We start from the raw sequence: 22460 nt of genomic DNA on the forward strand, positions 1-22460 counted from the left end.
TTTTGTTATTCTTGTTATTTAAAAGTAAATGAAATTATTCAATATTTACTTTGTATTTGCTTTATATTTACTAATTAAAACAGAGTTAATAATTACTTATGCTTTAATTGCGGATTCATTATTCTCTGGTATGATGACTTTTTTCGGCGTGGTTCACATTTTTAATGCACTCTTAGACCTAGCTGATCTTTTTACGAACCCTTTTATAATAGGTTGATGCATGAAACATCTTTCTAAAACACTTTCTCTCTCTTTGATTGCCTCTGCATTATTTTCAGCAACAAGTGCGCAGGCTGGTGGTTTATATCTGTATGAAATCGGTAACGATGATCTTGGCCTTGCTGGCGCGGGTGCATCTGCGCGCGCTGAAGACTCGTCTGTGATGGCAGCAAACCCAGCCGGTTTAACCCATGTAAAAGGCACTTCAATCACATCTGGTTTTATGGGCCTGTATGGTGATACAGACTTTGATTTAGACGATTCAAGCAAAAATGGTCCGGGCAACACCATTGGCTTTACCCCGATTGCTTCAAGCTTTTATAGTAAGCAATACAATGACAACTTTACCTACGGGATCGGCCTTTACGGTAACTTTGGTTTAGGGCTTGATTATGGTAGTGATTGGGCAGGCGCGGCACTGGTTGATGAGCTTGAACTAAAAGCTATGATTATCCAGCCTACCGTGGCGTATAAAGTCGATGATCACTGGTCATTCGGCCTTGGCATGGGCATCAACTACGGTAAGTTTGCGATCAAAAATACCAACAATGATGTTGATGACAGTGATTGGGCATTGAATGCGAAAGTTGGTGTTTTGTATGAAGTTGATGCAAACACGCGCTTTGGTTTTGCTTACAGCACAGAGTCTGATTTTGACTTTGATGCAGATTTAGATGTCGATGCATTTGATATTGACTTAAACCTAGATGCAACCTTTAACGCGCCGCAACAAGTGCTATTTAGTGCCTATCATAGATACAATGAAGATTGGGCTATTATGGGTAACTTAGGCTGGCAAGACTGGACAGCTTACGGCGACAGCCCACTGACTGTCTCATCTGACACGCTTGGCACAGGTACTGACACTAAGCTCGACTCAGATGGCAAGTTCCAAGATACGTACCACATTGCTCTTGGCGCGCAATACACGATTTCGCCAAAGCTGTTGTGGAACATGGGGATGGCATACGACACCAGTATGTTTGAAAGCCAATCAAAAGGCGATATCACTATTCCAACCGGCAACGCGTTCCGTATCGGTACTGGCTTTAAATATAAGCTAGATGATAAGCAATCTGTCGGCGTGGCATTTGAAGGCTTATTTATTGAGTCATCACGTGCCTCATTCCCACTTGCGGGCACAGGGCGTTATGACAACCCAGCGCTTTATTTCATGATGGTCAATTATAGCTGGCAGTCTCTCTAATCGAGTCTTAAATTTATATCAAAGCGGCAGCCTGATGGTGAGCCGCTTTTTTTATAATTTTAGGCCGCAAATATATATTTTTTAGTCTGCAAAATTACACCTTGCAATTCAAACTCAGCTTCCTACAATTGTAATGGTTAGATTAAATAGAAACAGTGTATATTTGTGGAATACTTTGCACTTTAAGGAAAAGATAAAGCCAAAGTTTCTTAAAAGGACATAGATTTGAGGTTGTTATGGACACACTAAGCCCGAAAAATTGCCACACCGAATATCATGCGCATGTATATTATGATGCATCCACGCAAGGCATTGCCGAGCAAATTTATCAAGAATTATCCCAATTCTTCGACGTCAAACTAGGGCGTTTCCATACTCAAAATGTCGGCCCCCACCCTCAGTGGAGTTTTCAGATATTATTTTATGACCATGATTTTGAAACGCTCATCCCTTGGCTTGAGCAAAATTCACAAGGCTTAAGTGTTTTAGTGCACGGTCAAACAGGGGATGATTTACGTGATCATACGGATCATGCTTATTGGATAGGGCAGCCACAAGCACTTGATTTATCTAAATTTCAGCCAATTTGAAGGATAACTGACGAGTCCCTGTAAAAAGTAGGTTAAAGATTGATGAATTGGCAAATAATTGTTTGTATTTAGTTGCTTGTTTGTTAAACTCTTAACTGAAAGAACAATCTTTTCAATAATATAAGGATGAAGATTATGGGCTTTATTTCATGGATTATTCTCGGCCTAATCGCAGGTGCTTTGGCTAAAGTAATTATGCCGGGCGATGATGGCAATAGCTGGTTCAAAACTATGATCTTGGGTATTGTCGGTGCTTTCGTTGGTGGGTTTGTTGGTCAATTTGCAGGTTTTGCTCCGGCAAATGGTGTGAACTTCCCAAGCATTGCCGTTGCCACAGTTGGTGCTTTGATCGTACTGTTTATCAATAAGAAATTCTTTTCTAAATAAGATTTTTCATTCATTTGCTTGATTTGTTGAGGCAAGTGATGTTTTATCCGCAAAAAGGAGTAGGTCGAAAGACTTGCTCTTTTTTTTTGTGTATAATCCGTGTTCAATTTAGCTTTTCTGGTCAGCAACTTGAGCTTAATGCTCCGCAAACTCAAGCGCCATTAAATTTAGCTATAGAAGGCAAACAAGATGATGCTTGGTATGCGTTAACAGAGATAGAAGTTCGATAAAATTAATAAATTAAGCTAGGTGAATAAGATGTAAATTATATATCTAGCTTGTTAATTATGTTTAATAATATATGCTAATTTCGTCAAAAAACATCCCTGAAATAAATTGAAACATTTATAAAATAATAACGTCATACTCTCTCTGTAGTTTCTGCTTATCTTTTTTAGCACAGAGAAAAATATAATGTCGTTATCCAGAAGAAAATTTATTCGTTTAAGCAGTTTAGGTTTTGCTACCACAATGTTATTTGGTTGTGGCAGTGATGGACCAGATTATGATTTATCTTTGACTGATGGTTCTGAAAATAATGGTTCAGGCAACAATGGTTACGGAAATAATGGTTCTGGTGGCGAAACGGGTAATTTAAATCTTAGTGCTGCACCTTTTATTATTCCTAACTTTAACGATGGCGACACTGCGGCACGTTTTGCCGCCATTGGTGATGTGCATGCAAACTGCTCTTTACTTGATGGTATGCTGAGTAAATGTGAAAATGAAAAAATAGATACTGTCTTGTTAATTGGTGATTCAGTTGAAAATTTTTATCTGAAAAACAGTGATGGCAGCTTGATTTATGAAGACTATGAAGAAGGTCAAGCACAGGCCTATAAAGAATATCTGATGGATCAAAAGCAATGGAATGACAGGTTAGACATTTATCCAACCCGCGGTAATCATTGCGTGAAAATGGATCATCAAGTCGTCACTGGGCCACTCGGTAAAACTGTCTTAGTCGAGGGCAATGATGGCTATATTGAAATGCAAAAACAATGGCACACTAGCATTGGTCAATATTTAAATAATAAAGATCTGATTAAACCGGGCGATTATTATTCATACCTTAATCCAACGGATATATTAACTGAAAAACTGCAAGCATTAGTTGATGAAGGCTTACATGATGATGTGAGTAAATTATATGCACCTGCGACTTATGCCTTTATAAAAGATCAGACTTTATTCTTTTCTCTTGATTCACAGTTTACTATGGGTTGGGCAACCTTAGACCGAAGTCAAATTACAAATAAAATGATTAAAGCTTATTTAGCGACTGACCAAAATATATTAAATAATGCGTATCGTGATTTAGGTAATGCGCCGTTTGACCCGATTGTGGAAACCTCAGAAGGCCAACCTGTTTATATTGGCTGTGAATGGATTCTATTATTAGACTTCATGAAGAATGTCACCAAAGATTATCAAGGGCAATTTAAAAATATCGTTACTTTTTATCACTTTCCTATGTGTGGTCGCGATCATGCGGGGCAATTCCACAATATCTCGCCAACCTCATTCCTTTCAAGCGGCAACTCACCTATGCTGATTGAAAAAGCAACTGAGCTTGTGATCCCATTATTAACAGGGATTTTTAGCGGCACAGGTAATTTAGATTTAGGCGATTATACGGTTGCAGATCTGATAAATTTACTCGAACAAATGGGCTATGACGTCACAGGTTTCCTTGATGATTATGGCCAACTTATTGAAACTATGTTGCCTAAATTCATGAATTTATTGCGCAGTGTGCTCGCTGATTTTGATATTGTTATCCCTGAAGGCATCGAAACTTATGCGGCTGGGTTTACCAAAAAGATGTTGAGCTTCTTTGCTGAAAATAATATCGTGCACTTATGCGGGCATGATCATATTTTTGCCAAAAGTAATATGTACGCTGTCGATGTCGATACGATTAAAGATCCTGCCAACGGTGTTGATTTTAGCCCATATGCGGTTGCTGAGAAAAATATGCAGGGTGCGTTAGCAACAGATTTAAGCTTTAATCAAACGCCGTCATTTAAGGCGTTTACGGTTGATTCTGGCTCTCACAAACACTACACCACGCATTATGCTTTTTCAGCGCCAGGGTTTGAAATCCCACTGCTTGGGCAAAGTACGAACCGTGGCATAAATGGCGGTGACACTTCCGATGCCGTGGTCAATGGCATGATGATTGGAGAGTTTCGTGGTGACTTGCTTAGCCTGATTGAAATTGGCAATGAACACCAAGGCTGGACCAACGATGGTTTTCTTGATTATGTCGCAGGGGATATCAGCGAGTCAGAGCTCCACCAAATTGATGTCACCAATTGGCAGCCGATTTCATCGACATTAGTTTTTAACAATGCAACGAATCTTATTATACCTGCGAAATTTAGCTATCAAACTCAAGCTATGGTGTCAGAAAATAAGACCACAGCGCAGATTTTGACAGGAGATAACCTGACTTTTAACACTTGTGTCGGTACTGTGGCTGGGCGTTTAGGTGAGCAAACATTAGCTTATGCTGAAGAAGTCAACATGATGTGGCTTGGCTCAGAAAATGACGCTGTGCTCTCTGATGTGCTCTTTATTGAAGGCATGATGGAGCAAAATGGCGCTGAGTTTGATGATAATGGCAATGTTCAAAATGGCTTGGATTGGTATATCGCAGAAGATCAAGCAACGGATCCATTTACGCTGTCCATGCAGATAGAGGAGACGCTGTCTGATACGGCGCAACTTGCGATTTATGATGAAGTCGCGCAAACATGGCAAGCGCTCAACGCAAGCCGTACTGATTCTGGCTTTGAGGTGGAAAACTGCACTCAAAATGGCTTCTTTGCCATTGTGGATTTTGATTTGTTGGCGCAAGCTGAGGAATTGCCTGAAGCTGTATAAAGGATATTTTAGTTTTTGATTAAGTATAACCGCCCTGAAGATTGATATGTTTAGGGCGGTTTTTTTATGAAAAATTTTAATTTATCAATTTAACTTATAAAAATAGCTAGCTTTTTTATTGGCTTAAAATTAATCTGTATATTTCTTGCACTAAAATTAAGGATAATTTAATGGCACTTATCAAGCAGATTGAACAAAATAAAATTCAGTTCATTGGCTGGCGACACGCATTGCACCAACAACCCGGCATAGGTTTTGAAGAGCACTTTGCTGCAAATTTTATTGAAGAAAAACTTAAATCTTTTGGGTTTGATGAAGTGCATACGCAGATCGGCAAAACAGGAATCGTTGGCGTGCTAAAAGGTGCAACGGATAATGGCGAGGCGATTGGCTTACGCGCTGATATGGATGCATTGCCGATTGAAGAAGCGAATACCTTCTCGCATCGTTCGCAAGTTGATAGCTGTATGCATGCGTGTGGGCATGATGGTCACAGCGCAAGTTTGCTCGCCACCGCTTGGTATTTAAGTCAGCATAGAGATGAGTTTAGTGGACGAATTTATTTCATTTTTCAACCCGCAGAAGAGGGCTTAGGTGGGGGGCTGGCGATGATAGAAGATGGTTTGTTTCAGCGTTTTACCCCTAAACGCATTTATGCTTTTCATAATATGCCTGGCTTTGAGCGTCATCATATTTTCATGAAAGCCGGCGCATTTTTAGCAGGGGCTTCTTTTTTTGATATAGAGATCAAAGGAAAAGGAGGGCATGCTGCATTTCCACATACAGCAATTGACCCCACTTTGATGATGAGCCAGATCATTGTTCAAGCCAATACGATAGTCAGCCGAGATTTAGATCCGATTCAAACCGCTATTCTTTCTTTCACCGATTGTGAGTCGAAAACCAATAGTAACAATGTGATCCCAGACAATGCGAAAATGCGAGGTTGTATTCGCTTTTTTGACGAAGCGGTTGGGACGAAAATGAAGCATAAACTACAAGCCATTGTTGAGCATACGGTTAGCATGCATGGGGGCGAGGCGAGCGTTCGATTCAATGATAACTTCATTCCGTTAATCAATGATCCTACAGCGACACAAATTGCCTTACAAGTTGCCCAAGAAGTCGTTGGCTGTGAGCGTGCAACCGACAAAGCTCAAGTGATCACAGCAAGTGAAGATTTCTCATTTATGCTAAAACAAGTACCTGGCTGTTATGTCGGGATAGGTGCAGGCAAGGAAGCCACAGCGGTGCATAACCCTCATTATGACTTTGATGATGGGATATTAGCTGTTGCAGCAAGTTATTTTGTCACCTTAGTTCGTCATGAATTAAGTTGTTAGGGAGAGAGATCATGGATGATGTATTAGCGGTCGCAAATAGCCCCACGATGTGGTTATTAGCAACATTAACCGTACTCGTGGTTGTTGTGCAAGCCATTATGTTTATTCGATTGGCGGTTCGTTTTTCTAAACGGCATCAGATTTTGACTGTGTCTGAGCAAAGAACCATTTATAAAACGGCCACAGTAAATAGTATTGGTCCAGCCATGGCAGTGCTGTTTTTGGCGATTGGTTTAATTAATGTTGTCGGTGCGCCGATTACCTTAATGCGTATTGGGGTGGTAGGCTCTGCATTTTTTGAGCTTTATGCTGCTGACCAAGGGGCGATAGCTGCTGGCGCACAAGTTGGGCAGGCGAGCTATGATTTAACGGCATATACATCGTCGGTCTGGGCGATGACCTTAGGTGGATTAGGCTGGCTCATAAGTGCGTTTTTTATGGTGAAACGCTTAGACAATGCACAACAAAAGTTAAATAAGTCTCAACCACTTGCCTTGTTAATTGTGGGCTCAGTGACCCCGATTTCAATTTTTACTTTATTGATGATTAATCAATTTGCAACACGCCAAGCTTGGTTTGATTTTGAGATCAGTCCCGATAAATTAATGGCAGCGCTGGCTTCTGCTTTGAGTATGTTTTTCTTCCAACAAATAAGTAAAGATATCCCTTGGTTGAAAGAATGGGCACTTGGATTTAGCTTTGTGATTGGCCTGGTTGTAGGCTATTGCACACACTTGTTTATCGTTTAAAGGGAATAATGCTATGGATCAGTTAGAACAAGATTATCGTGGGAGTTTTATCCCATCCGCGCATCGCCTAGGTATGGCAACCTTATTATTAGCCATCGGCTTGTCGTTATCTCCCGCGCTTTACCTCTCATTTGTATTGGATGCTTTTCCTGGTATAGATGTTATTTTTCAAGCGTTTATTGTCATTGCTGCTTTTGTTGCTGTGGTTTGGTTTATTGAACCCATTTCTTACTTCCCTATGCTTGGTGTTTCAGGCAGTTATATGACATTTTTGTCTGGAAATGCAGGGAATATGCGCTTACCTGTTGCGATTGCATGTCAAAAGTCTATTAATGCCCCAATGGGTAGTAAAAAAGCTGAGCTTGCCACCATACTTGGCATTGGTGTTTCCGTTATGATCAATTTATTCTTCGTGTTATTACTTGTGCTACTGGGGAATTGGCTGATTGATAAAATGCCAGATGGGATGATTTTTGCTTTCAAAAACTATACTTTTGCAAGTATTTATGCAGCTGTATTTGTGATGTTTTTTACGAATGCAAAAGCGCGTAAGTATGCATTAATGGGGGTAGCGGTTGCAATTGTGACGATTTTACTACCAATTTCAAAAGTTTATAATGTGGCGATTGTTGGTGTAGCGGCGATATGTATAAGCTTGCTCTGGGCAAAACTGGAGACAAAAGAAGTGCTGGTTTAATGAGGGTGTGAAACTTTGAAAGATTAGGTATGAAGGCTTAGTTGTTTTTAACTCAGCCTTCATTTTTGTGCATAAATTCAGTTTATTCTTTTGGCTTATACCCCAGCGCATCCAAGTCGATACCTTTCTCTTCAAGCAGTTTTTCAATTACTGGCAGCAATGCGCCTAAGTTTTCATTTAAAGTGTCACGCACAGTATCCACCACCACTTGCGTGCCGCGCTCGATTTCCACATTAATCAAATCACCGGCAACTTTTGACTCAAACACAGTCATGCGGCGGGTTTCTGGGATCAGCCAAACCTCAAACCAACCTTGGGTTTTATCGACATCGGCAATGGTTAAGCTAGCGCCATTTAAGGCAATGTAACCTTTTGAAAATACATACTTTCGCCACTCTTGTGGTAAGTCAAAACGGATGCAGTAGTTGTCATCGAATTGTTTGACTTCTAAAATTGCGACATTGAAATCTACATGCCCTGAAAGTGGGTGCCCACCAATTTCTGCGCCATCTTTGGCTGCGCGCTCGGCATTGACCTTGTCACCAGCTTTATATTGACTAAGTGTGGTAATGCGCAAGCTTTGCAGCATCACATCAAAGCTGACTCTTGTATCAGAGAGGATTTGAGTCACGGTTAAGCAGACACCATCAATCGCAATGCTGGCGCCAATTTCAAGCTCACGGCAAAAGCCTGTAGGGAAATCAATGATAAAGGTGCGAATGCCATTTTCATCTTTAACATCAATGATTTGTGCAACGGATTGAATAATACCTGTGAACATGTGTCCTCGTTAATCCTTGTGGATACTTATAAAACTTAAATTCAAAAAAAAAACAGCTTATCACACGAGGCAATAAGCTGTTAAGTCGGAAAGTTTAGAATACTTAGGACACAACTGTGCAATGACCGTAATATTGGCTAGGTATTATCTTTCCATCTAGAGTGACGAAATTTCGGCTGTGTATAGAGGACATATCATTTGCAATAGAGGTTGTCATAATATTTCCAGATTGTGTTTGCTCAATAAAGCTAAAGTGAGCGGTTCCTTTTATAAAAACAACTTCATTACTACCAACATCCCCGACGACATAAGATTTTCCAGATTCAGAGTCTAGTATAAAACTTAGGTGAAACTTACCTTCAACTTTATGATTACCTTGAGGATCTGAGTAAGTCTGGTAATCACATTGAACTGTTGTCATTGATGCAAAAGAATGAAAGGAAATAAAGGATAGTGCTATGCAAAGTAAGTGCTTAAAGTTCATAATCAAGCCTATATGGTATAAAGGAATAAGCTTCATAGTATTACTTTTTGTGTGTATTTTCGAGTGGTTAATTGACAAATATTAAGCAGGTTTGTTCGAGGATAATCAGAGAGAATTCAAAAATATTTGAAATATATAAAAACAGCTTATCACACGAGGCAATAAGCTGTTAATAGGATTGGATGATTTCAACGATGGATCTTAACGCTTATCGTCAATCAGTCATCAATTATGTGTAGAATGAATCACTTACGTGTAAAATCAATCGCTTGAGCTTGGTCTAAGAAAATTTCTCTTGTAGCAGGCGCAGTTGTCGCCAGCACACGGCCTTGGCGCACTGAATATAAGACTTCAGATTGACGGCGCACGGCATCAAACCCATTCTCAGCGTTTAACAAAATAAAGTTGGCATCAAAGCCTTCTTTTAATTGATATTTATCTTGTAAATATAAGGTTTTGGCGCTGTTTTTGCTAATTAAGTCCAAAGACTGGTTAATTTGATCATAACCCATGCATTGGCTCACATGCAGCCCCATATGCACGACTTGCAGCATATTCGCTGTGCCCAGTGGGTACCAAGGGTCAAACACATCATCATGACCAAAACAGGTATTGATCCCTGCGTTTAATAGCTCTTTCACGCGCGTCATGCCGCGGCGTTTCGGGTAATCATCAAAGCGGCCTTGCAAGTGAATGTTCACTAGCGGATTAGCAACAAAGTTAATCTTACTCATGCGCAGCAGACGGAACAAACGCGAGGCATAAGCACCATTGTAAGAGCCCATTGCTGTGGTATGGCTAGCCGTAACTTTTTCACCCATGTCATATTTATGCGCAAGCGCGGCAAGCGTTTCCACAAAGCGTGATTGCTCATCATCAATCTCATCACAATGCACATCGATCAGGCGGTCATATTTTCTTGCCAGCTCAAACACATAGTGTAGGGATTCAACGCCATATTCACGGGTAAACTCAAAGTGTGGGATGGCGCCAATCACATCTGCGCCAAGTTTTACCGCTTCTTCTAAAATTTCTTTGCCGTTTGGATAAGACAAGATCCCTTCTTGTGGAAAGGCAACAATTTGCAAATCAATATGATCTTTTAACTCCTCTTTTACCTCAAGCATAGCTTTGAGCGCAATTAGGCTAGGATCGGACACATCGACATGGGTACGTACTGCTTGAATCCCATTGGCTATTTGCCATGAAATGGTTTGCTTGGCGCGTTTTTTGACATCTTCAATACTGAGCAAAGCTTTACGCTCCGCCCAACGCTCGATACCTTCAAATAAAGTCCCAGAAATATTCCAGCTTGGCTCACCTGCGGTTTGGGTCGTATCCAAGTGAATATGCGGCTCGAAAAATGGTGTATGCAGCAGTTTGCCTTGGGCATCTAAACAGCTTGCATCATCTTGAGTATTCTTATTTAAAATATCATTTTGCTGCGTAATTTGGCTAAACTTGCCATTTTCAATGCTTAACTGCCAAAGTCCTTCTTTTCCTTGGAGTTTAGCATTGATGATTTGTTGAATGATTCTTGACATAAAAAAGCCTTTAAATTTGTTTGTGCATTAGGCAGCAACTGGTTTTGAATTAAAAATTGGTAGTCGATTTAAAATCACGAAGCTAATCATACCACCAAGCACAGAGTTTAGTGGCACAACTCCTGGTAAAAATTGGCCGCAACCGACGCCAATCGCCACGCTAAGCATTGCCGCCCAGTTAATATCGACAAATTTAGCATTGGCAAAATCAGCATATCTTTGTTTATTCATGAAATAATCAGCAATAATAACGCCGCCAATTGGTGGGATAGCAAGGGAGAGGAAAGTCAACCAGCCAACAAAGTTGTTATATAACCAAAGCGCAAACAAGGTGCCGATAATTCCGTTGCCGATAGCGAGTTTTTTACTATCTAAGCCGGTAATGTTGGAGAACCCAAGGCCTGATGCATAGAGCGCATTGTCATTTGTCGTCCAAATGTTTAAGCCTAAAACGATAATCGCAGGCAGGAGCAAGCCTTGCATCATCATCACTTCTGAAATATCTGCTTGGCCTGTGACTTTTGCACCAGCAGCGCCAAAAATAAACATCAATGAGTTACCAATGAAAAATGCCACCATGGTGATTAATACTGCGGTGCTTGGCTTTCTGCCAAAGCGAACAAAGTCAGCCGTTAAAGTGCCTGCGCTAATAAATGAGCCCACCACTAAGGTAAACGCCATCGGCATAGAAAGCGGGTCGCTGGCAGGGATTTGCGCGATAGCATCTAAACCGCCTGCGCCAGTTATTGCCGTGTATGCGGAGTAACCGCCTAAAAGCGCAATCGCAGGGACGGCAATGGCAGAAAGCACCATCAGAGCAGAAATGCCAAAATACACAGTGGCTGTCATTAAGAGGCCAGAGACAAGTATAAGGATGTTGAGATCAATCCCAAGCGCTTTTTGAACCGGCAGAGCAAACATGGCAACGCCAACCCCAAACCAACCCACTTGTGTGCCACCGAGTAAAAGAGATGGCAGCCAAGAGCCGCGTGCGCCAAATGAAAAACGCGCTAAGAGGTGTGTCGAAAGTCCGGTTTTTGCGCCGATGTAGCCAAGTAAAGAGGTATAGACACCTAAAAGAAGGTTGCCGCAAAGCACAGCAATCACAAATTGATTTAAAGTCAGGCCAGTGCCAAGCGTACCGCCTGTCCACATGCTGGCAGAGAAGAAGGTTAAACCTAGCATCACAAGGCTGAGTGAAAGGGCGCTTTTACGGGCTGTCATTGGGACAGGAGAAAGGCTGTAGTTATGATCTTGATTGACGCTATGATTATCAGACATCTGAACTCCGCTTGTTATGAATAGGCAAACGGAAGGTGATTATAGTCTAATTTTTGAAGCTTTCAATTGATTTTTGTGTGGGCATACGTTTGCGTAGCATTATTCGGTTTTATCTTACTGATAATAAAGGAAATGTATTTTTATTTTTGTGTTTTATTTTAATCGGTGGAAAATCTGACGGCGCGAAACAGATATTTAGGTGTATCTGATCCCTTAAAGATTTTAGCCGCCAGATGAATAGATTTGTTACTTTAATTACATAAGATCATTATTTTTCTTAAATTCACTATCAAGACCTTCGAGTTTCATCTCATCCATTAAATAATTAATCGTATTGAGGAAATGCTGCTCACCCTTTGGAATAAGATAACCAAATTGACTTTTCGTGAAAGGATCTTCTTCTCTGACAGCTTGCAAGCGAGAGTCTGTATTTTGATAAAACAAGGCTTCAGGCGTTTCCGTTACCATGACATCAACTTTGCCTTCTGCGACAGCTTGTGGAACATCGAGGTTATTTTCATAACGGACAATTTTGGCATTGGTGAGGTATTTATCTGCAAAGATTTCATTTGTGCCACCTATATTTACACCAACCGTAACAGATTTTTGATTCACTTCTTCAAGCGTATCAAATTGTGCTTCTTTTCCGTTTGCCACCAAGAAGACCTTGCCAAATGTCATGTAACCTTGTGATTGCTCAGCGGCGAGCTGACGTGATACTTTGCGCGTGATCCCGCCCATGGCAATATCATATTTATTGCTAGTGAGATCCGGAATTAAGTTCTTCCATGTGGTTTGAACAAACTTAACTTCAACCCCAAGTTGCTTGGCAATGTATTTTGCCACATCGATGTCATAGCCTGAGAAAGATTTGCCGTCATAATATGAAAAAGGTTTGTAATCACCTGTCGTGCCGACTGTGATATAGCCTTTATTCTGGATATCTTCGAGGTGATCAGCGTTGGCACTGAAACTCAGGCAGGCGCAGCTAGCGAGAAGGAGTAGTTTTCCTTGCATTGATTTATCCCTAAATAATTTTCTGTGACCGATAATACTTGCATAAACTCGCAGCTTAGCCAAGTTATTAAGCTTATAAAGAGAGCGCAGGAAAATTTAACTGAGGGAGTTTTTTGGTGTAAACGCCATCCCCGCCGCTTGAATATAACAAGCCTGAACACATTGGCCGCAACCATTGCATATCTCTGTGTTAAGCGCAGGCAGGGTATCATCAAGGTGAGAGAGGGCAGATTGCGGGCAAGCGTCCACACACATGCTGCAATAACTGGTTTGATTATTACAATGGCTATAAAACACTGGCCGCATCTGGTTATCTTGTGGCGCATCAAGGGATAAGGCGCCACTTGGACAAGCTTTCACGCACTCACCGCAATGGGTGCAGGCGGCAAGCTCAAGGTTGAGGCTTGGGCGCTTATCCACTTGTTCAATAATCTGCTCAGGGCAAGCATCGATACAAGCGCGGCACGCAGATTCATGATTACATAAGCTCACAAACTTAGTTTCATCCACCGCATGCGGCGGGCGCGCGCAAGGACGTGCTATCGCTTGAATCCGCGATGGCGCTGCATCTTGCACGCTCACTTGTGCACCTTTAGATAAGGCGGTGAACAGGCCGCGACGGCTAATCGTCTGATGCTCAAGATAAGCTTTATAATATTGCTGATCTTTTTTATCAGGCATATCCGCAAGCTTTGCGTCATCTGCGTTATCAAGCGATTGACGGCGGCTAAATAAGTTTGTGATTCTCTTCATGCTATTTTACTTGTCTGATTGAAAATAGATTTTCATTTCAGTTGGCGTGATCGCAAGGGTTTCTTGCAAATAGTTTAGCCAATGCTCTGCCAGCTCAGGCAGCATTTGATAGCTTTTGGTTTGTGCATGTTTGCGCATTTGAGTTAAATAACTCGGCGCCCAAGGTAATAAATGCTCTTGAAGTAGTTCTGTCACGCCATTGGCAAAAGCAAGTTTGACCTCAGCGCTGTGTTCAGGCTGTTGCAGCTGCTCGCTTAATGTTGCCAGCACAAACAAAATCAAACCAAATTGATCTTCAGGCTCACGCATGCCAGTTTGTAAATCAATCCCAAAGCGTTTTAAAAACTCACGAAACTTTAAGGTTGAATCCCCAAAGATAACTTGCTCACGATCAAGATACACAGAGCCCCAAGGCGGCGCAGGCATCACATCTCCACCTTCAAAGAGTTGTTGAAAATCAAGCGCTAGGGCTTCTTTATCTTCTTGGTGAGCTTGCGCTGCTAACATTCCAAAACCTGTGTCCGTTTGGGTTACATCTTGACGGATTTGGCTTAACGCATCCATATTATTTTCATGTGAAATCGGAAAGTAAAACAGTGAGCCAAGGATTTTTGCGGTCACAGAAATTGAGCCCACAAGCTCAGGGTGTTGCAGTAGGATTGGATCTTGAGACATGGTGATTATCTTTTATATGCTGATTTGAAGACAGATTATAACTTAAAACGCGGCTTATCTAAAACGCTTGGTTTATTTAAGGTGTAAAAAAGCCCCAACTCACAACAAGTAGGGGCAAACTCCATCGCTTTTATAGTTATTATTCGATAGTAAAGTGAGAGGTTATATTAACCAAAGTCACCGTTGACATAACCCTTAGTGCGATCATCTTGCGGGTTACTAAAGATATTTTGTGTTTCGTCGTGCTCAACCAATTCACCCATTAGGAAGAAAGCGGTGCGATCTGAGATGCGGCGTGCTTGTTGCATGGAGTGGGTCACAATCACGATCGTATAATCTTTTTTCAGCGTTTCCATTAACTCTTCGATTTTGTGCGTCGCAATTGGGTCAAGCGCTGAGGTTGGTTCATCCATCAAAATCACATCGGGCTGCATCGCAATGGTGCGCGCAATACAGAGACGCTGCTGCTGACCACCAGAAAGACCAAATGCGTGAGATTTTAAGCGATCTTTTACTTCATCCCACAATGCTGCGCCACGTAGTGACTCTTCAACCACTTGATCAATATGCTTTTTATCCTTGATCCCTTGCGCGCGCAGGCCATACGCAACATTTTCATAAATGCTCATTGGGAATGGGTTTGGCTTTTGGAAAACCATGCCAACTTTAATGCGCAGATCCGCCACATCAATATTGCCATAGATATCATTGGCATCCATTTCAACTTTACCAGTGATGCGCACGCCTTCAATCAAGTCATTCATGCGGTTTAAGCAGCGCAAAAGGGTTGATTTACCACAACCAGATGGGCCGATAAGCGCGGTTACTTTTTTGTGTGGGATCGGCAAGTTAATGCTTTTTAGTGCTTGGTTGCTGCCGTAAAAAAGGTCTAGGTTTTCAATATTAAATTTGTTCATCTTTAAATTCTCTTGATGCCGACGCCGCATCTTGTTTTGCCACGTCGTATATATAGGTATTAGTCAGTTAATCGTTTATGGGTTAACAGCTTAGTGATTGGCTTTGTTGAATTTATTTGCAATCAATTTTGTGAGCATGTTAATCACTAGGACTAAAACAATCAGTACGGTTGCTGTGCCGTAAGCTTGGTTCCACTCATCTTGGCTAAAGAGCTCAGTCGTGAGTTTGTATAGGTGCACGGTGAGGGTTCGACCAGAATCAAAGACTGACTCAGGGATACGTGCCACCATACCAGCGGTTAAGAATACAGGCGCTGATTCACCAATCACGCGGCCAATACTTAAAATCACAGACGTGATGATACCTGGCATTGCACTTGGCAAAATTAAGCGCCAAATGGTATAGATTTTTGAAGCGCCAAGTCCGTATGAACCTTCACGATAGGTCGCCGGTACAGACATTAATGACTCTTCGGTGGTGCGAATAATCACCGGTAAAATCAAGATACTTAGGGTCAATGCACCCGATAGAATCGAGAAGCCAAAGCCCATCACGGTGACAAAGAATGTCATCCCGAATAGACCAAAGATAATCGATGGAATACCTGCCAGTGACTCAGTACAAAAACGAATGACTTTGACGAACTTACTGCCGACTTTGGCATATTCAGTTAAGTAAATCGCTGTCATGATCCCAAGTGGCGCGGCCACTGCAATCGAGGCGATAACCATATAAATGGTTGCCATGATCATAGGGAAGATGCCGTGTTCTTCGCCTGTTGTGCTGTAGTTGTCGGTAATAAAGTTCCAATCGACATACTGCAAGCCGTTTGAAAGGATGTACCATAAAATCCAGAATAAGAAGCCAACCGTCAATGCCGCAGAGATCCAAATAAAGCAGTTAAGCATTTTGTCTTTGAATTGACGTTGCTGTTTTAGTTTTGCGTAATTCATGCCGAGTTACCTTGCTTTTTGACGATTAAGAAATAGAAGACCAGCATTTAACACCATGATAAATGCGAGCAATACAATGCCTGTTGCATAAAGCGCATTGGCGTGAAGGCCACTTGCATAAGACATTTCAATCGCAATGTTTGCGGTTAAGGTACGCGCAGAATCTAAGATCCCACTTGGCATGGCTGGGGCGTTCCCCATGACCATAATAATCGCCATGGTTTCACCCAGTGCGCGGGCAATCCCAAGGATAACGGCAGTCATAATGCCTGAGCGTGCAGCTGGCACTAAGATTTTGAAAATTGTATAAGTTTTTGATGCGCCAAGTGCAAGAGAGCCTTCTTTATAAGCATGTGGCACCGCGCGAATCGAGGTTTCTGAAACCGTGATTACTGTTGGCAGAATCATCACGCCAAGAACAATCATACCCGCCAAAATGGTGTTACCAGCCGGAACTTGGAAAATGTCTTGGATAAGTGGAACAATAATCACCAAGCCAAAGAAGCCATAGACCACAGATGGGATACCAGCTAGCAGTTCAACTGCTGGGCGAATGATATCAGCCACACGTTTTGGGGCGATTTCAGCGATAAAAATAGCGGTTAAAATGCCGATTGGTACACCGATGACAACTGCGCCAAGGGTGGACACAATCGAGGCAACAATCATGGTTAAAACACCAAAGAGTGCCGGTGGTAGCCATTGATCGCCAAATACAATTGCGCTGACGCCAACTTCTCTAAAGGCAGGTAAGCTTTCAGCAAAAATGTAATAAGCAATTAAGGCAAGGGAGACAATCCCGATAATTGCGCTGCCAAGGAAAAGGGCATGGAAGATACGTTCTTTCCAGTCCACACCATTTTTCTGGCGTAAGGTGGTTTGCGTCTGGGTAGCAACTTTATTCATAGTATTATCACTATTAGTGGTTGACACGCTAGTCGTACTATTTGTCGTGTTTAAGATACTATTTGACATAGTGGGTACTTTTAATTGTGCGCCTATACTAAAGAATTGCTGAGCCAATTTTGCGAATAAATTGTCCCTAAAACTTTGAATTCTAAAACTATGGTGCGATGGTTAATGTTTAAAAAATAAATAAAAAAATAAAATTATTGGCAATAAAAAGCCCAACCCTTTCGAGCTGGGCAATAAAATAAATTGGTCTTACAGTGTTGCTTAGTGGATGTCGATATAACCTTTTTCAGTCACAAGTTTTTGTGCATCTTTAGTTAGCATCCAATCAAGGAATTTTTGTGTTGCTTCGTTTGGCTTGCCTTCGTGATAAAGCACTAGGAAAGGACGTGCAACTTTGTAGGTGTCGTTTTTCACGTTTTCAACGCTTGGCTCAACACCATCAACTGAAAGTGCGTGAACCGTTTCGTCAACTGTACCTAAAGAGATATAGCCGATTGCATATGGGTTGCTTGCAACCATAGTTTTTAGGCCGCCGTTACCGTTTGCAACTTGCGCGCTTTGTGAAATCGCAGACACTTCGATATCGTTGACTTTCATTTTCAGATCCATGATGTCTTCAAATGCGCCACGTGTACCTGATGCTGTGTCACGTGTAATCGCAACGATTGGCTTGTCTTCACCACCAACATCTTTCCAGTTTGTGATTTCGCCTTTGTAGATTTTAGTCACTTCTTCAGAAGTTAGTGCTTTGATAGTATTTTTTGGGTTTACAACAACCGCGATACCATCACGTGCAATCACTTCTTCAACTAATGTATCTTCTTTTTCTTCCGCTTTAAGTGCGCGAGAAGACATACCTAAATCCGCAGAGTTAGTTTTTGCAGCTTTGATACCAGCAGAAGAGCCAGGACCTTGAACTTCGATGAATACGTCAGGGTTTGCTTTGGTATAAGTTTCTGCAAACACTTCCATAAGCGGCGTGACACTACTAGAACCAACCGCAGAGATTGTTTCTTTAGCTGATACAGGGGTTACACTTAGTGCACCAAGCAGAGCTAAGGCGCCAACGACTGTTTTTTTCATCACATTTTCCTTTTTTGGCAAAAGATATAAGTTGTTTTGTCTAAAATAAGTCAGCGATCCATTCGCAAGACTTTGGAAATCACTTAGGTTTGTTGAAGTGACGAGTGCAACTTTAAGCGGGAAATGTGACAGTTATGTTTCAGTTTATTGAAGGCTAGATGACAGTTGTAGAGAAAAGGGCTGAATGCGGGTGATTTTAGAATGGAATATCTTTGTATATCAGTATGTTAAGGGTTATTTTGGTTTGTGACACTTAAATCATAAAAAAAGTCTGTTTGCTTAATAAAACAGCATTAGTGTCGGCATCTTGTCAAAATATTTATAAAAAACTGTGAGTCATCATACTTTTTAAGGTCTTTATGACACCTTATTTACTAAGTAAAGCCGTGTGCTTTTTATGCATATTTAAATGCTTCATCTGAAACCTCAATTTTTGGATTTATTTTCGGCTATAAAATATACAAAAATAATACTTTCATAGTTTATAGCCTCAAGATGACAATAGTATGAAGTTTAAGCGACAATAATCCCCCTTGTTTTTTTGTGATAATGCTTTAAAATCCCCGCCATTAAAGCAAGGCAAACGTTTGCTTTTATTTTCGCCTAAAATATTAATATGCAATAAATAGAGAGACCGTCATGTTAACTGATGCGCAAATTTCAAACCAATCTCCACGCCAACCTATTGATAAGGTTGCACAAGAGTTTGGACTCATCGCAGATGAATATACTTGCTTTGGAAAGGATAAAGCAAAAGTTAGCTTAAATGTGCTCAAGCGCTTAGGCGAAAAAAAAGGCAAATTTATTACGGTAACGGCAGTCACGCCAACGCCTTATGGTGAAGGCAAAACGGTAACCAGCATTGGCTTAACCCAAGCCTTGCATCATTTAGGACATAAAGTGGCAGCTTGTTTGCGCCAACCTAGCATGGGGCCTGTGTTTGGCACCAAAGGCGGCGCTGCGGGTGGCGGTTATGCGCAAATCGTGCCGATGGAAACCTTAAACATGCACCTCACCGGTGACATTCATGCCATTACCAGTGCGCACAACTTAGCGGCAGCAGCGATTGAAGCGCGTTTGTTCCATGAAAATAAACTTGGCGATGACTTTGAAGCTAAAACTGGCTTAGCTCGCTTAAATATAGAAACCATTTTATGGCGCCGCGTGATGGATCACAATGATCGCGCTTTGCGTCAAATCCAAGTCGGCTTAGGCTCGCATGTGAATGGTGAAACCCTTGATTCTGGCTTTGATATTACCGCAGCATCAGAAATTATGGCGATTTTAGCGCTTGCAACCGACCTGCAAGATTTACGTAAACGTCTAGGCAAGGTGATTTTAGCTACCAATACCCAAGGTGAAGCGATTAGCGCAGAAGATCTTGGCGTGGCAGGGGCGATGTGCGCAATTATGAAAGATGCGATTGAGCCAACCTTGATGCAAACTTTAAATGGTGCGCCATGTTTAATCCATGCAGGGCCATTTGCCAATATTGCGCACGGCAACTCATCTATTATTGCTGATGAAATTGCGCTGCGCGCGGCAGATTTTGTTGTCACCGAAGGTGGTTTTGGCTCAGATATGGGCTTTGAGAAATTCAGCCATATCAAAACCCCAGTGTCAGGCAATAAACCAGATTGCGCTGTGCTTGTGGTGACGCTGCGCGCACTTAAATCTAATGCCAACATCAGTGCAAGTGAGATTGATAAACCAAATCAAGCCGCGCTTGAAGAAGGGGCGTCAAACCTTAAATGGCACCTTGAAAATGTGCAAAAATATAAGCTGCCTGTTGTGGTGGCGATCAACCGCTTCCCAACTGATACAGTCGATGAACTTAACTGGGTGCGTGACTTTGCGATGGCGCATGGCGCAAGCGGCTGCTCTGTGAGTGAAGCTTTTGCCAAAGGCGCACAAGGCGCGCAGGATTTAGCGGAGCAAGTGTTAAGCGTGCTTGCAGAAGATAAAGCCAATTTCACGCCTTTATATGAGGCAAAAAATGGCCTTGCTGCCAGCATCTCAACCTTAGCGGAAATTGGCTATGGCGCATCAGGTGTTGAATTATCAGAAAAAGCAAAAGCCGATCTCGCGAACATCGAGCGCCTTGGATTTGCACATTTACCTGTGTGCATGGCAAAAACGCCAATGTCTGTGAGCCATGATCCAAGCCTAAAAGGCGCGCCATCTGGTTTTGTGTTGCCTATTCAGTCGTTGCGTTTACATGCTGGCGCAGGCTTTGTCACCGCGCTGCTTGGCAATGTGATGACCATGCCGGGTTTATCTGCCAAACCTAGCTATCTCAATATTGATATTAATGAAGCAGGCGAGATCACAGGCTTAGATTAAGTTTTCATTGGCTTAAAGCTTGCTCCCTTGCCCACCTTGTTTATCTAATAAATGAATCAAGGTGGTCAAGCCCTCCCAACGGTAACTACACCAATCTGGCGCAAGCAGCATCGGGCGTTTAGCATAGGCGGTGACGCGGTGATAAATAATCTCTTTTGGCGTATGCGCAATCAAGTTCGCAGCGCTTTGGGTGTATGCTTCTAACGTGGGCGGGCTTAAACGCTCAGCGCGCCACGCTTTTGCCATAGTGCTACCTTCCACAATATGCAAAGGGTGTAGTTTTAAGCCCTCTGAGCCCGTTTCTAACACGGCATTTAATGAGTCAAGATGCATGGCTGGGGTTTCTTTGGGCAAGCCTAAAATCAAGTGGGTGCAGACTTTTAAGTTTCGCGCCTTTGCACGCTGCATCGTATCTTGATAACAGGCGAAATCATGCCCACGGTTAATGGCTTTTAAACTGCTGTCATGGGCGGTTTGCAGGCCAAGCTCCAGCCAAACTTCATGGCCTTTGTCTTGATAACTGGCGAGTAAATCAAGTACTTCATTGGGCACGCAATCGGGACGTGTGCCCACACAAATCCCTGCCATATCTGCTACTTGCAGCGCTTCATCATAATTCTTCTTTAAATACTCATATTCTTGATACGTGCTGGTGTAGGCTTGAAAATATGCCAAATAGCGTTTTGCTTCACGCTGCATCCGAGCCTTGCCTTGGCTGAGCTGATCAATAATTGAGGCGGGCGCTGCTTGGGCATTTTCATAGCTAAAGGATTCCACATTACAAAAAGTGCAGCCACCACGACCTAAGGTGCCATCACGATTTGGGCAGGTAAACTTGGCATCTAAGGTTAATTTTTGTAGGCGTTGGCCGAATTTTTGCTGGCAATAACTGCCAAAAGTGGTCACGTAATCATCAAGACGCATGGGAAACCTTTGTCGGATATGGAGAGCATGAAAACGCGCTATTGTATGGGGAAGATCGGTTGGAGATGATAATCAAGATCAAAAAAGCCCCCAATAATGGAGGCTGTTGTAGGTTAAATTTGGAATTTGGACTTATCCCCGATATCAAAATCAAAAGGTTGTCTAAATTTAGCTATCCCGATAGTCAGTAAAAGCATACTTGAGAGTAAGCTCACCCCTTGAGTGATAAGGGTATTGGGAAAAAAGCTGACCACAAACCAAAACAAAATCAAGACCAAAGGCGTGATGCGTATCACAGGCAAGCGAAAGCAATAATATTCTTTAATCGATAAGCCGCAAAGGGTGACAAGGCTTGCGCCCAAAGATAACCAAGGCCAAGCACCTAAGGTTGCACAAAGCATTGCAAATAAACTCGCGCCAAGCAGCATCCAGCGAATATTTTTATCATAGATATGCATGCAGCAGGCGCTGAGTAGGCTGTTAAAGCACAGAAGCGGAATTAAAATATCGGCAGAGAAAGGCAGCCAATGGCTAAAACCAAGCATCAACAGCATGAGTGCATAGCTAATAAAGCTGATGCGATATAAAAAGACGCTGATGTAATCTATTTTATCTAGCTTTTCGTGTATGTGGATGTCTGCCATGGGGTCCTGATTTTCTATGTATTTTGCTTATATAAAGCGACTGAACTCACGCTGCTTGCTAATG

At 42.1% G+C, this 22460-nt stretch carries 22 protein-coding genes; 9 read left to right on the top strand and 13 right to left on the bottom strand.

Features of this window, described 5'->3' with window-relative positions; translation table 11 throughout:
- Positions 1 to 220 precede the first annotated feature (220 nt).
- The 8 genes from AC2VOY_RS13895 (at position 221) to AC2VOY_RS13930 (ending at position 8081) form a co-directional block, all read left to right on the top strand.
- Positions 221 to 1426, top strand: coding sequence for an OmpP1/FadL family transporter (locus tag AC2VOY_RS13895; protein WP_491833168.1), 1206 nt, complete (start codon positions 221 to 223; stop codon positions 1424 to 1426).
- Positions 1427 to 1662: 236 nt separating this feature from the next.
- Positions 1663 to 2016, top strand: coding sequence for a DOPA 4,5-dioxygenase family protein (locus tag AC2VOY_RS13900; RefSeq protein WP_491833169.1), 354 nt, complete (start codon positions 1663 to 1665; stop codon positions 2014 to 2016).
- A 135-nt stretch (positions 2017 to 2151) separates the two neighbouring features.
- Positions 2152 to 2403: a GlsB/YeaQ/YmgE family stress response membrane protein gene (locus tag AC2VOY_RS13905; protein WP_491833170.1), complete on the top strand. Its 252-nt coding sequence runs from the start codon at positions 2152 to 2154 to the stop codon at positions 2401 to 2403.
- A gap of 86 nt (positions 2404 to 2489) precedes the next feature.
- Entirely contained in the window at positions 2490 to 2633 is a 144-nt protein-coding gene (locus AC2VOY_RS13910) for a hypothetical protein (RefSeq protein WP_491833171.1), read from the top strand.
- A 184-nt stretch (positions 2634 to 2817) separates the two neighbouring features.
- Positions 2818 to 5292 carry a metallophosphoesterase gene (locus tag AC2VOY_RS13915; protein ID WP_491833172.1) on the top strand — a complete coding sequence of 825 codons (2475 nt, stop codon included), beginning with the start codon at positions 2818 to 2820 and terminating at the stop codon, positions 5290 to 5292.
- A 170-nt stretch (positions 5293 to 5462) separates the two neighbouring features.
- Positions 5463 to 6635, top strand: coding sequence for an amidohydrolase (locus tag AC2VOY_RS13920; RefSeq protein ID WP_491833173.1), 1173 nt, complete (start codon positions 5463 to 5465; stop codon positions 6633 to 6635).
- An 11-nt stretch (positions 6636 to 6646) separates the two neighbouring features.
- Positions 6647 to 7384, top strand: coding sequence for a DUF5058 family protein (locus tag AC2VOY_RS13925; protein ID WP_491833174.1), 738 nt, complete (start codon positions 6647 to 6649; stop codon positions 7382 to 7384).
- 13 nt (positions 7385 to 7397) lie between these two features.
- The gene (locus AC2VOY_RS13930; RefSeq protein ID WP_491833175.1) at positions 7398 to 8081 is read left to right on the top strand and encodes a hypothetical protein; all 684 of its coding nucleotides are present in this window, start codon (positions 7398 to 7400) and stop codon (positions 8079 to 8081) included.
- Positions 8082 to 8163: 82 nt separating this feature from the next.
- Here the strand turns inward: AC2VOY_RS13930 and AC2VOY_RS13935 are convergent, their stop codons facing one another.
- From AC2VOY_RS13935 to AC2VOY_RS13985, 11 genes are all read right to left on the bottom strand, one after another.
- The gene (locus tag AC2VOY_RS13935; protein WP_491833176.1) at positions 8164 to 8862 is read right to left on the bottom strand and encodes a riboflavin synthase subunit alpha; all 699 of its coding nucleotides are present in this window, start codon (positions 8860 to 8862) and stop codon (positions 8164 to 8166) included.
- A 103-nt stretch (positions 8863 to 8965) separates the two neighbouring features.
- Positions 8966 to 9346 carry a hypothetical protein gene (locus AC2VOY_RS13940; RefSeq protein ID WP_491833177.1) on the bottom strand — a complete coding sequence of 127 codons (381 nt, stop codon included), beginning with the start codon at positions 9344 to 9346 and terminating at the stop codon, positions 8966 to 8968.
- A 245-nt stretch (positions 9347 to 9591) separates the two neighbouring features.
- Positions 9592 to 10890: a cytosine deaminase gene (locus tag AC2VOY_RS13945; RefSeq protein WP_491833178.1), complete on the bottom strand. Its 1299-nt coding sequence runs from the start codon at positions 10888 to 10890 to the stop codon at positions 9592 to 9594.
- Positions 10891 to 10917: 27 nt separating this feature from the next.
- Positions 10918 to 12171 carry a cytosine permease gene (gene codB / locus AC2VOY_RS13950; protein WP_491833179.1) on the bottom strand — a complete coding sequence of 418 codons (1254 nt, stop codon included), beginning with the start codon at positions 12169 to 12171 and terminating at the stop codon, positions 10918 to 10920.
- 255 nt (positions 12172 to 12426) lie between these two features.
- Entirely contained in the window at positions 12427 to 13188 is a 762-nt protein-coding gene (locus tag AC2VOY_RS13955; protein ID WP_491833180.1) for a transporter substrate-binding domain-containing protein, read from the bottom strand.
- A gap of 96 nt (positions 13189 to 13284) precedes the next feature.
- Positions 13285 to 13941, bottom strand: a complete 657-nt coding sequence (locus AC2VOY_RS13960; protein WP_491833181.1) for a 4Fe-4S dicluster domain-containing protein — start codon at positions 13939 to 13941, stop codon at positions 13285 to 13287.
- 6 nt (positions 13942 to 13947) lie between these two features.
- Positions 13948 to 14616 carry a molecular chaperone TorD family protein gene (locus AC2VOY_RS13965; protein ID WP_491833182.1) on the bottom strand — a complete coding sequence of 223 codons (669 nt, stop codon included), beginning with the start codon at positions 14614 to 14616 and terminating at the stop codon, positions 13948 to 13950.
- Between the two features lie 167 nt (positions 14617 to 14783).
- Complete coding sequence (pstB, locus tag AC2VOY_RS13970; RefSeq protein ID WP_491834144.1) at positions 14784 to 15587, bottom strand: phosphate ABC transporter ATP-binding protein PstB; 804 nt, start codon at positions 15585 to 15587, stop codon at positions 14784 to 14786.
- A 36-nt stretch (positions 15588 to 15623) separates the two neighbouring features.
- Positions 15624 to 16487: a phosphate ABC transporter permease PstA gene (gene pstA, locus AC2VOY_RS13975; protein WP_491833183.1), complete on the bottom strand. Its 864-nt coding sequence runs from the start codon at positions 16485 to 16487 to the stop codon at positions 15624 to 15626.
- 6 nt (positions 16488 to 16493) lie between these two features.
- Positions 16494 to 17393 carry a phosphate ABC transporter permease subunit PstC gene (pstC, locus tag AC2VOY_RS13980; RefSeq protein ID WP_491833184.1) on the bottom strand — a complete coding sequence of 300 codons (900 nt, stop codon included), beginning with the start codon at positions 17391 to 17393 and terminating at the stop codon, positions 16494 to 16496.
- A gap of 270 nt (positions 17394 to 17663) precedes the next feature.
- On the bottom strand, positions 17664 to 18485 hold the full coding sequence (locus AC2VOY_RS13985) for a phosphate ABC transporter substrate-binding protein (protein ID WP_491833185.1): 822 nt from the start codon (positions 18483 to 18485) through the stop codon (positions 17664 to 17666).
- 639 nt (positions 18486 to 19124) lie between these two features.
- Between AC2VOY_RS13985 and AC2VOY_RS13990 the strand changes: the two genes are divergently transcribed.
- Positions 19125 to 20828 (top strand): formate--tetrahydrofolate ligase, encoded by a 1704-nt coding sequence (locus tag AC2VOY_RS13990; protein ID WP_491833186.1) that lies wholly within the window; start codon positions 19125 to 19127, stop codon positions 20826 to 20828.
- A gap of 12 nt (positions 20829 to 20840) precedes the next feature.
- Here the strand turns inward: AC2VOY_RS13990 and mnmL are convergent, their stop codons facing one another.
- Entirely contained in the window at positions 20841 to 21752 is a 912-nt protein-coding gene (mnmL, locus tag AC2VOY_RS13995) for a tRNA modification radical SAM protein MnmL/YtqA (protein WP_491833187.1), read from the bottom strand.
- Between the two features lie 113 nt (positions 21753 to 21865).
- Complete coding sequence (locus tag AC2VOY_RS14000) at positions 21866 to 22396, bottom strand: DUF2301 domain-containing membrane protein (protein WP_491833188.1); 531 nt, start codon at positions 22394 to 22396, stop codon at positions 21866 to 21868.
- Positions 22397 to 22460 lie beyond the last annotated feature (64 nt).

The organism is Vibrio sp. KMM 9700 (genome assembly GCF_058545285.1).

Excerpts from the sequence above, each read along its gene's own strand:
- AC2VOY_RS13945 (WP_491833178.1), bottom strand. The coding sequence starts at position 10,890 with ATGTCAAGAATCATTCAACAAATCATCAATGCTAAACTCCAAGGAAAA.
- AC2VOY_RS13915 (WP_491833172.1), top strand. The coding sequence starts at position 2,818 with ATGTCGTTATCCAGAAGAAAATTTATTCGTTTAAGCAGTTTAGGTTTT.
- AC2VOY_RS13895 (WP_491833168.1), top strand. The coding sequence starts at position 221 with ATGAAACATCTTTCTAAAACACTTTCTCTCTCTTTGATTGCCTCTGCA.
- pstC (WP_491833184.1), bottom strand. The coding sequence starts at position 17,393 with ATGAATAAAGTTGCTACCCAGACGCAAACCACCTTACGCCAGAAAAAT.
- AC2VOY_RS13985 (WP_491833185.1), bottom strand. The coding sequence starts at position 18,485 with ATGAAAAAAACAGTCGTTGGCGCCTTAGCTCTGCTTGGTGCACTAAGT.
- AC2VOY_RS13905 (WP_491833170.1), top strand. The coding sequence starts at position 2,152 with ATGGGCTTTATTTCATGGATTATTCTCGGCCTAATCGCAGGTGCTTTG.
- AC2VOY_RS13920 (WP_491833173.1), top strand. The coding sequence starts at position 5,463 with ATGGCACTTATCAAGCAGATTGAACAAAATAAAATTCAGTTCATTGGC.
- pstA (WP_491833183.1), bottom strand. The coding sequence starts at position 16,487 with ATGAATTACGCAAAACTAAAACAGCAACGTCAATTCAAAGACAAAATG.
- AC2VOY_RS13900 (WP_491833169.1), top strand. The coding sequence starts at position 1,663 with ATGGACACACTAAGCCCGAAAAATTGCCACACCGAATATCATGCGCAT.
- AC2VOY_RS13965 (WP_491833182.1), bottom strand. The coding sequence starts at position 14,616 with ATGTCTCAAGATCCAATCCTACTGCAACACCCTGAGCTTGTGGGCTCA.
- AC2VOY_RS13960 (WP_491833181.1), bottom strand. The coding sequence starts at position 13,941 with ATGAAGAGAATCACAAACTTATTTAGCCGCCGTCAATCGCTTGATAAC.
- AC2VOY_RS13935 (WP_491833176.1), bottom strand. The coding sequence starts at position 8,862 with ATGTTCACAGGTATTATTCAATCCGTTGCACAAATCATTGATGTTAAA.
- mnmL (WP_491833187.1), bottom strand. The coding sequence starts at position 21,752 with ATGCGTCTTGATGATTACGTGACCACTTTTGGCAGTTATTGCCAGCAA.
- AC2VOY_RS13955 (WP_491833180.1), bottom strand. The coding sequence starts at position 13,188 with ATGCAAGGAAAACTACTCCTTCTCGCTAGCTGCGCCTGCCTGAGTTTC.
- AC2VOY_RS13930 (WP_491833175.1), top strand. The coding sequence starts at position 7,398 with ATGGATCAGTTAGAACAAGATTATCGTGGGAGTTTTATCCCATCCGCG.
- AC2VOY_RS13940 (WP_491833177.1), bottom strand. The coding sequence starts at position 9,346 with ATGAACTTTAAGCACTTACTTTGCATAGCACTATCCTTTATTTCCTTT.
- AC2VOY_RS13925 (WP_491833174.1), top strand. The coding sequence starts at position 6,647 with ATGGATGATGTATTAGCGGTCGCAAATAGCCCCACGATGTGGTTATTA.
- AC2VOY_RS14000 (WP_491833188.1), bottom strand. The coding sequence starts at position 22,396 with ATGGCAGACATCCACATACACGAAAAGCTAGATAAAATAGATTACATC.
- codB (WP_491833179.1), bottom strand. The coding sequence starts at position 12,171 with ATGTCTGATAATCATAGCGTCAATCAAGATCATAACTACAGCCTTTCT.
- AC2VOY_RS13990 (WP_491833186.1), top strand. The coding sequence starts at position 19,125 with ATGTTAACTGATGCGCAAATTTCAAACCAATCTCCACGCCAACCTATT.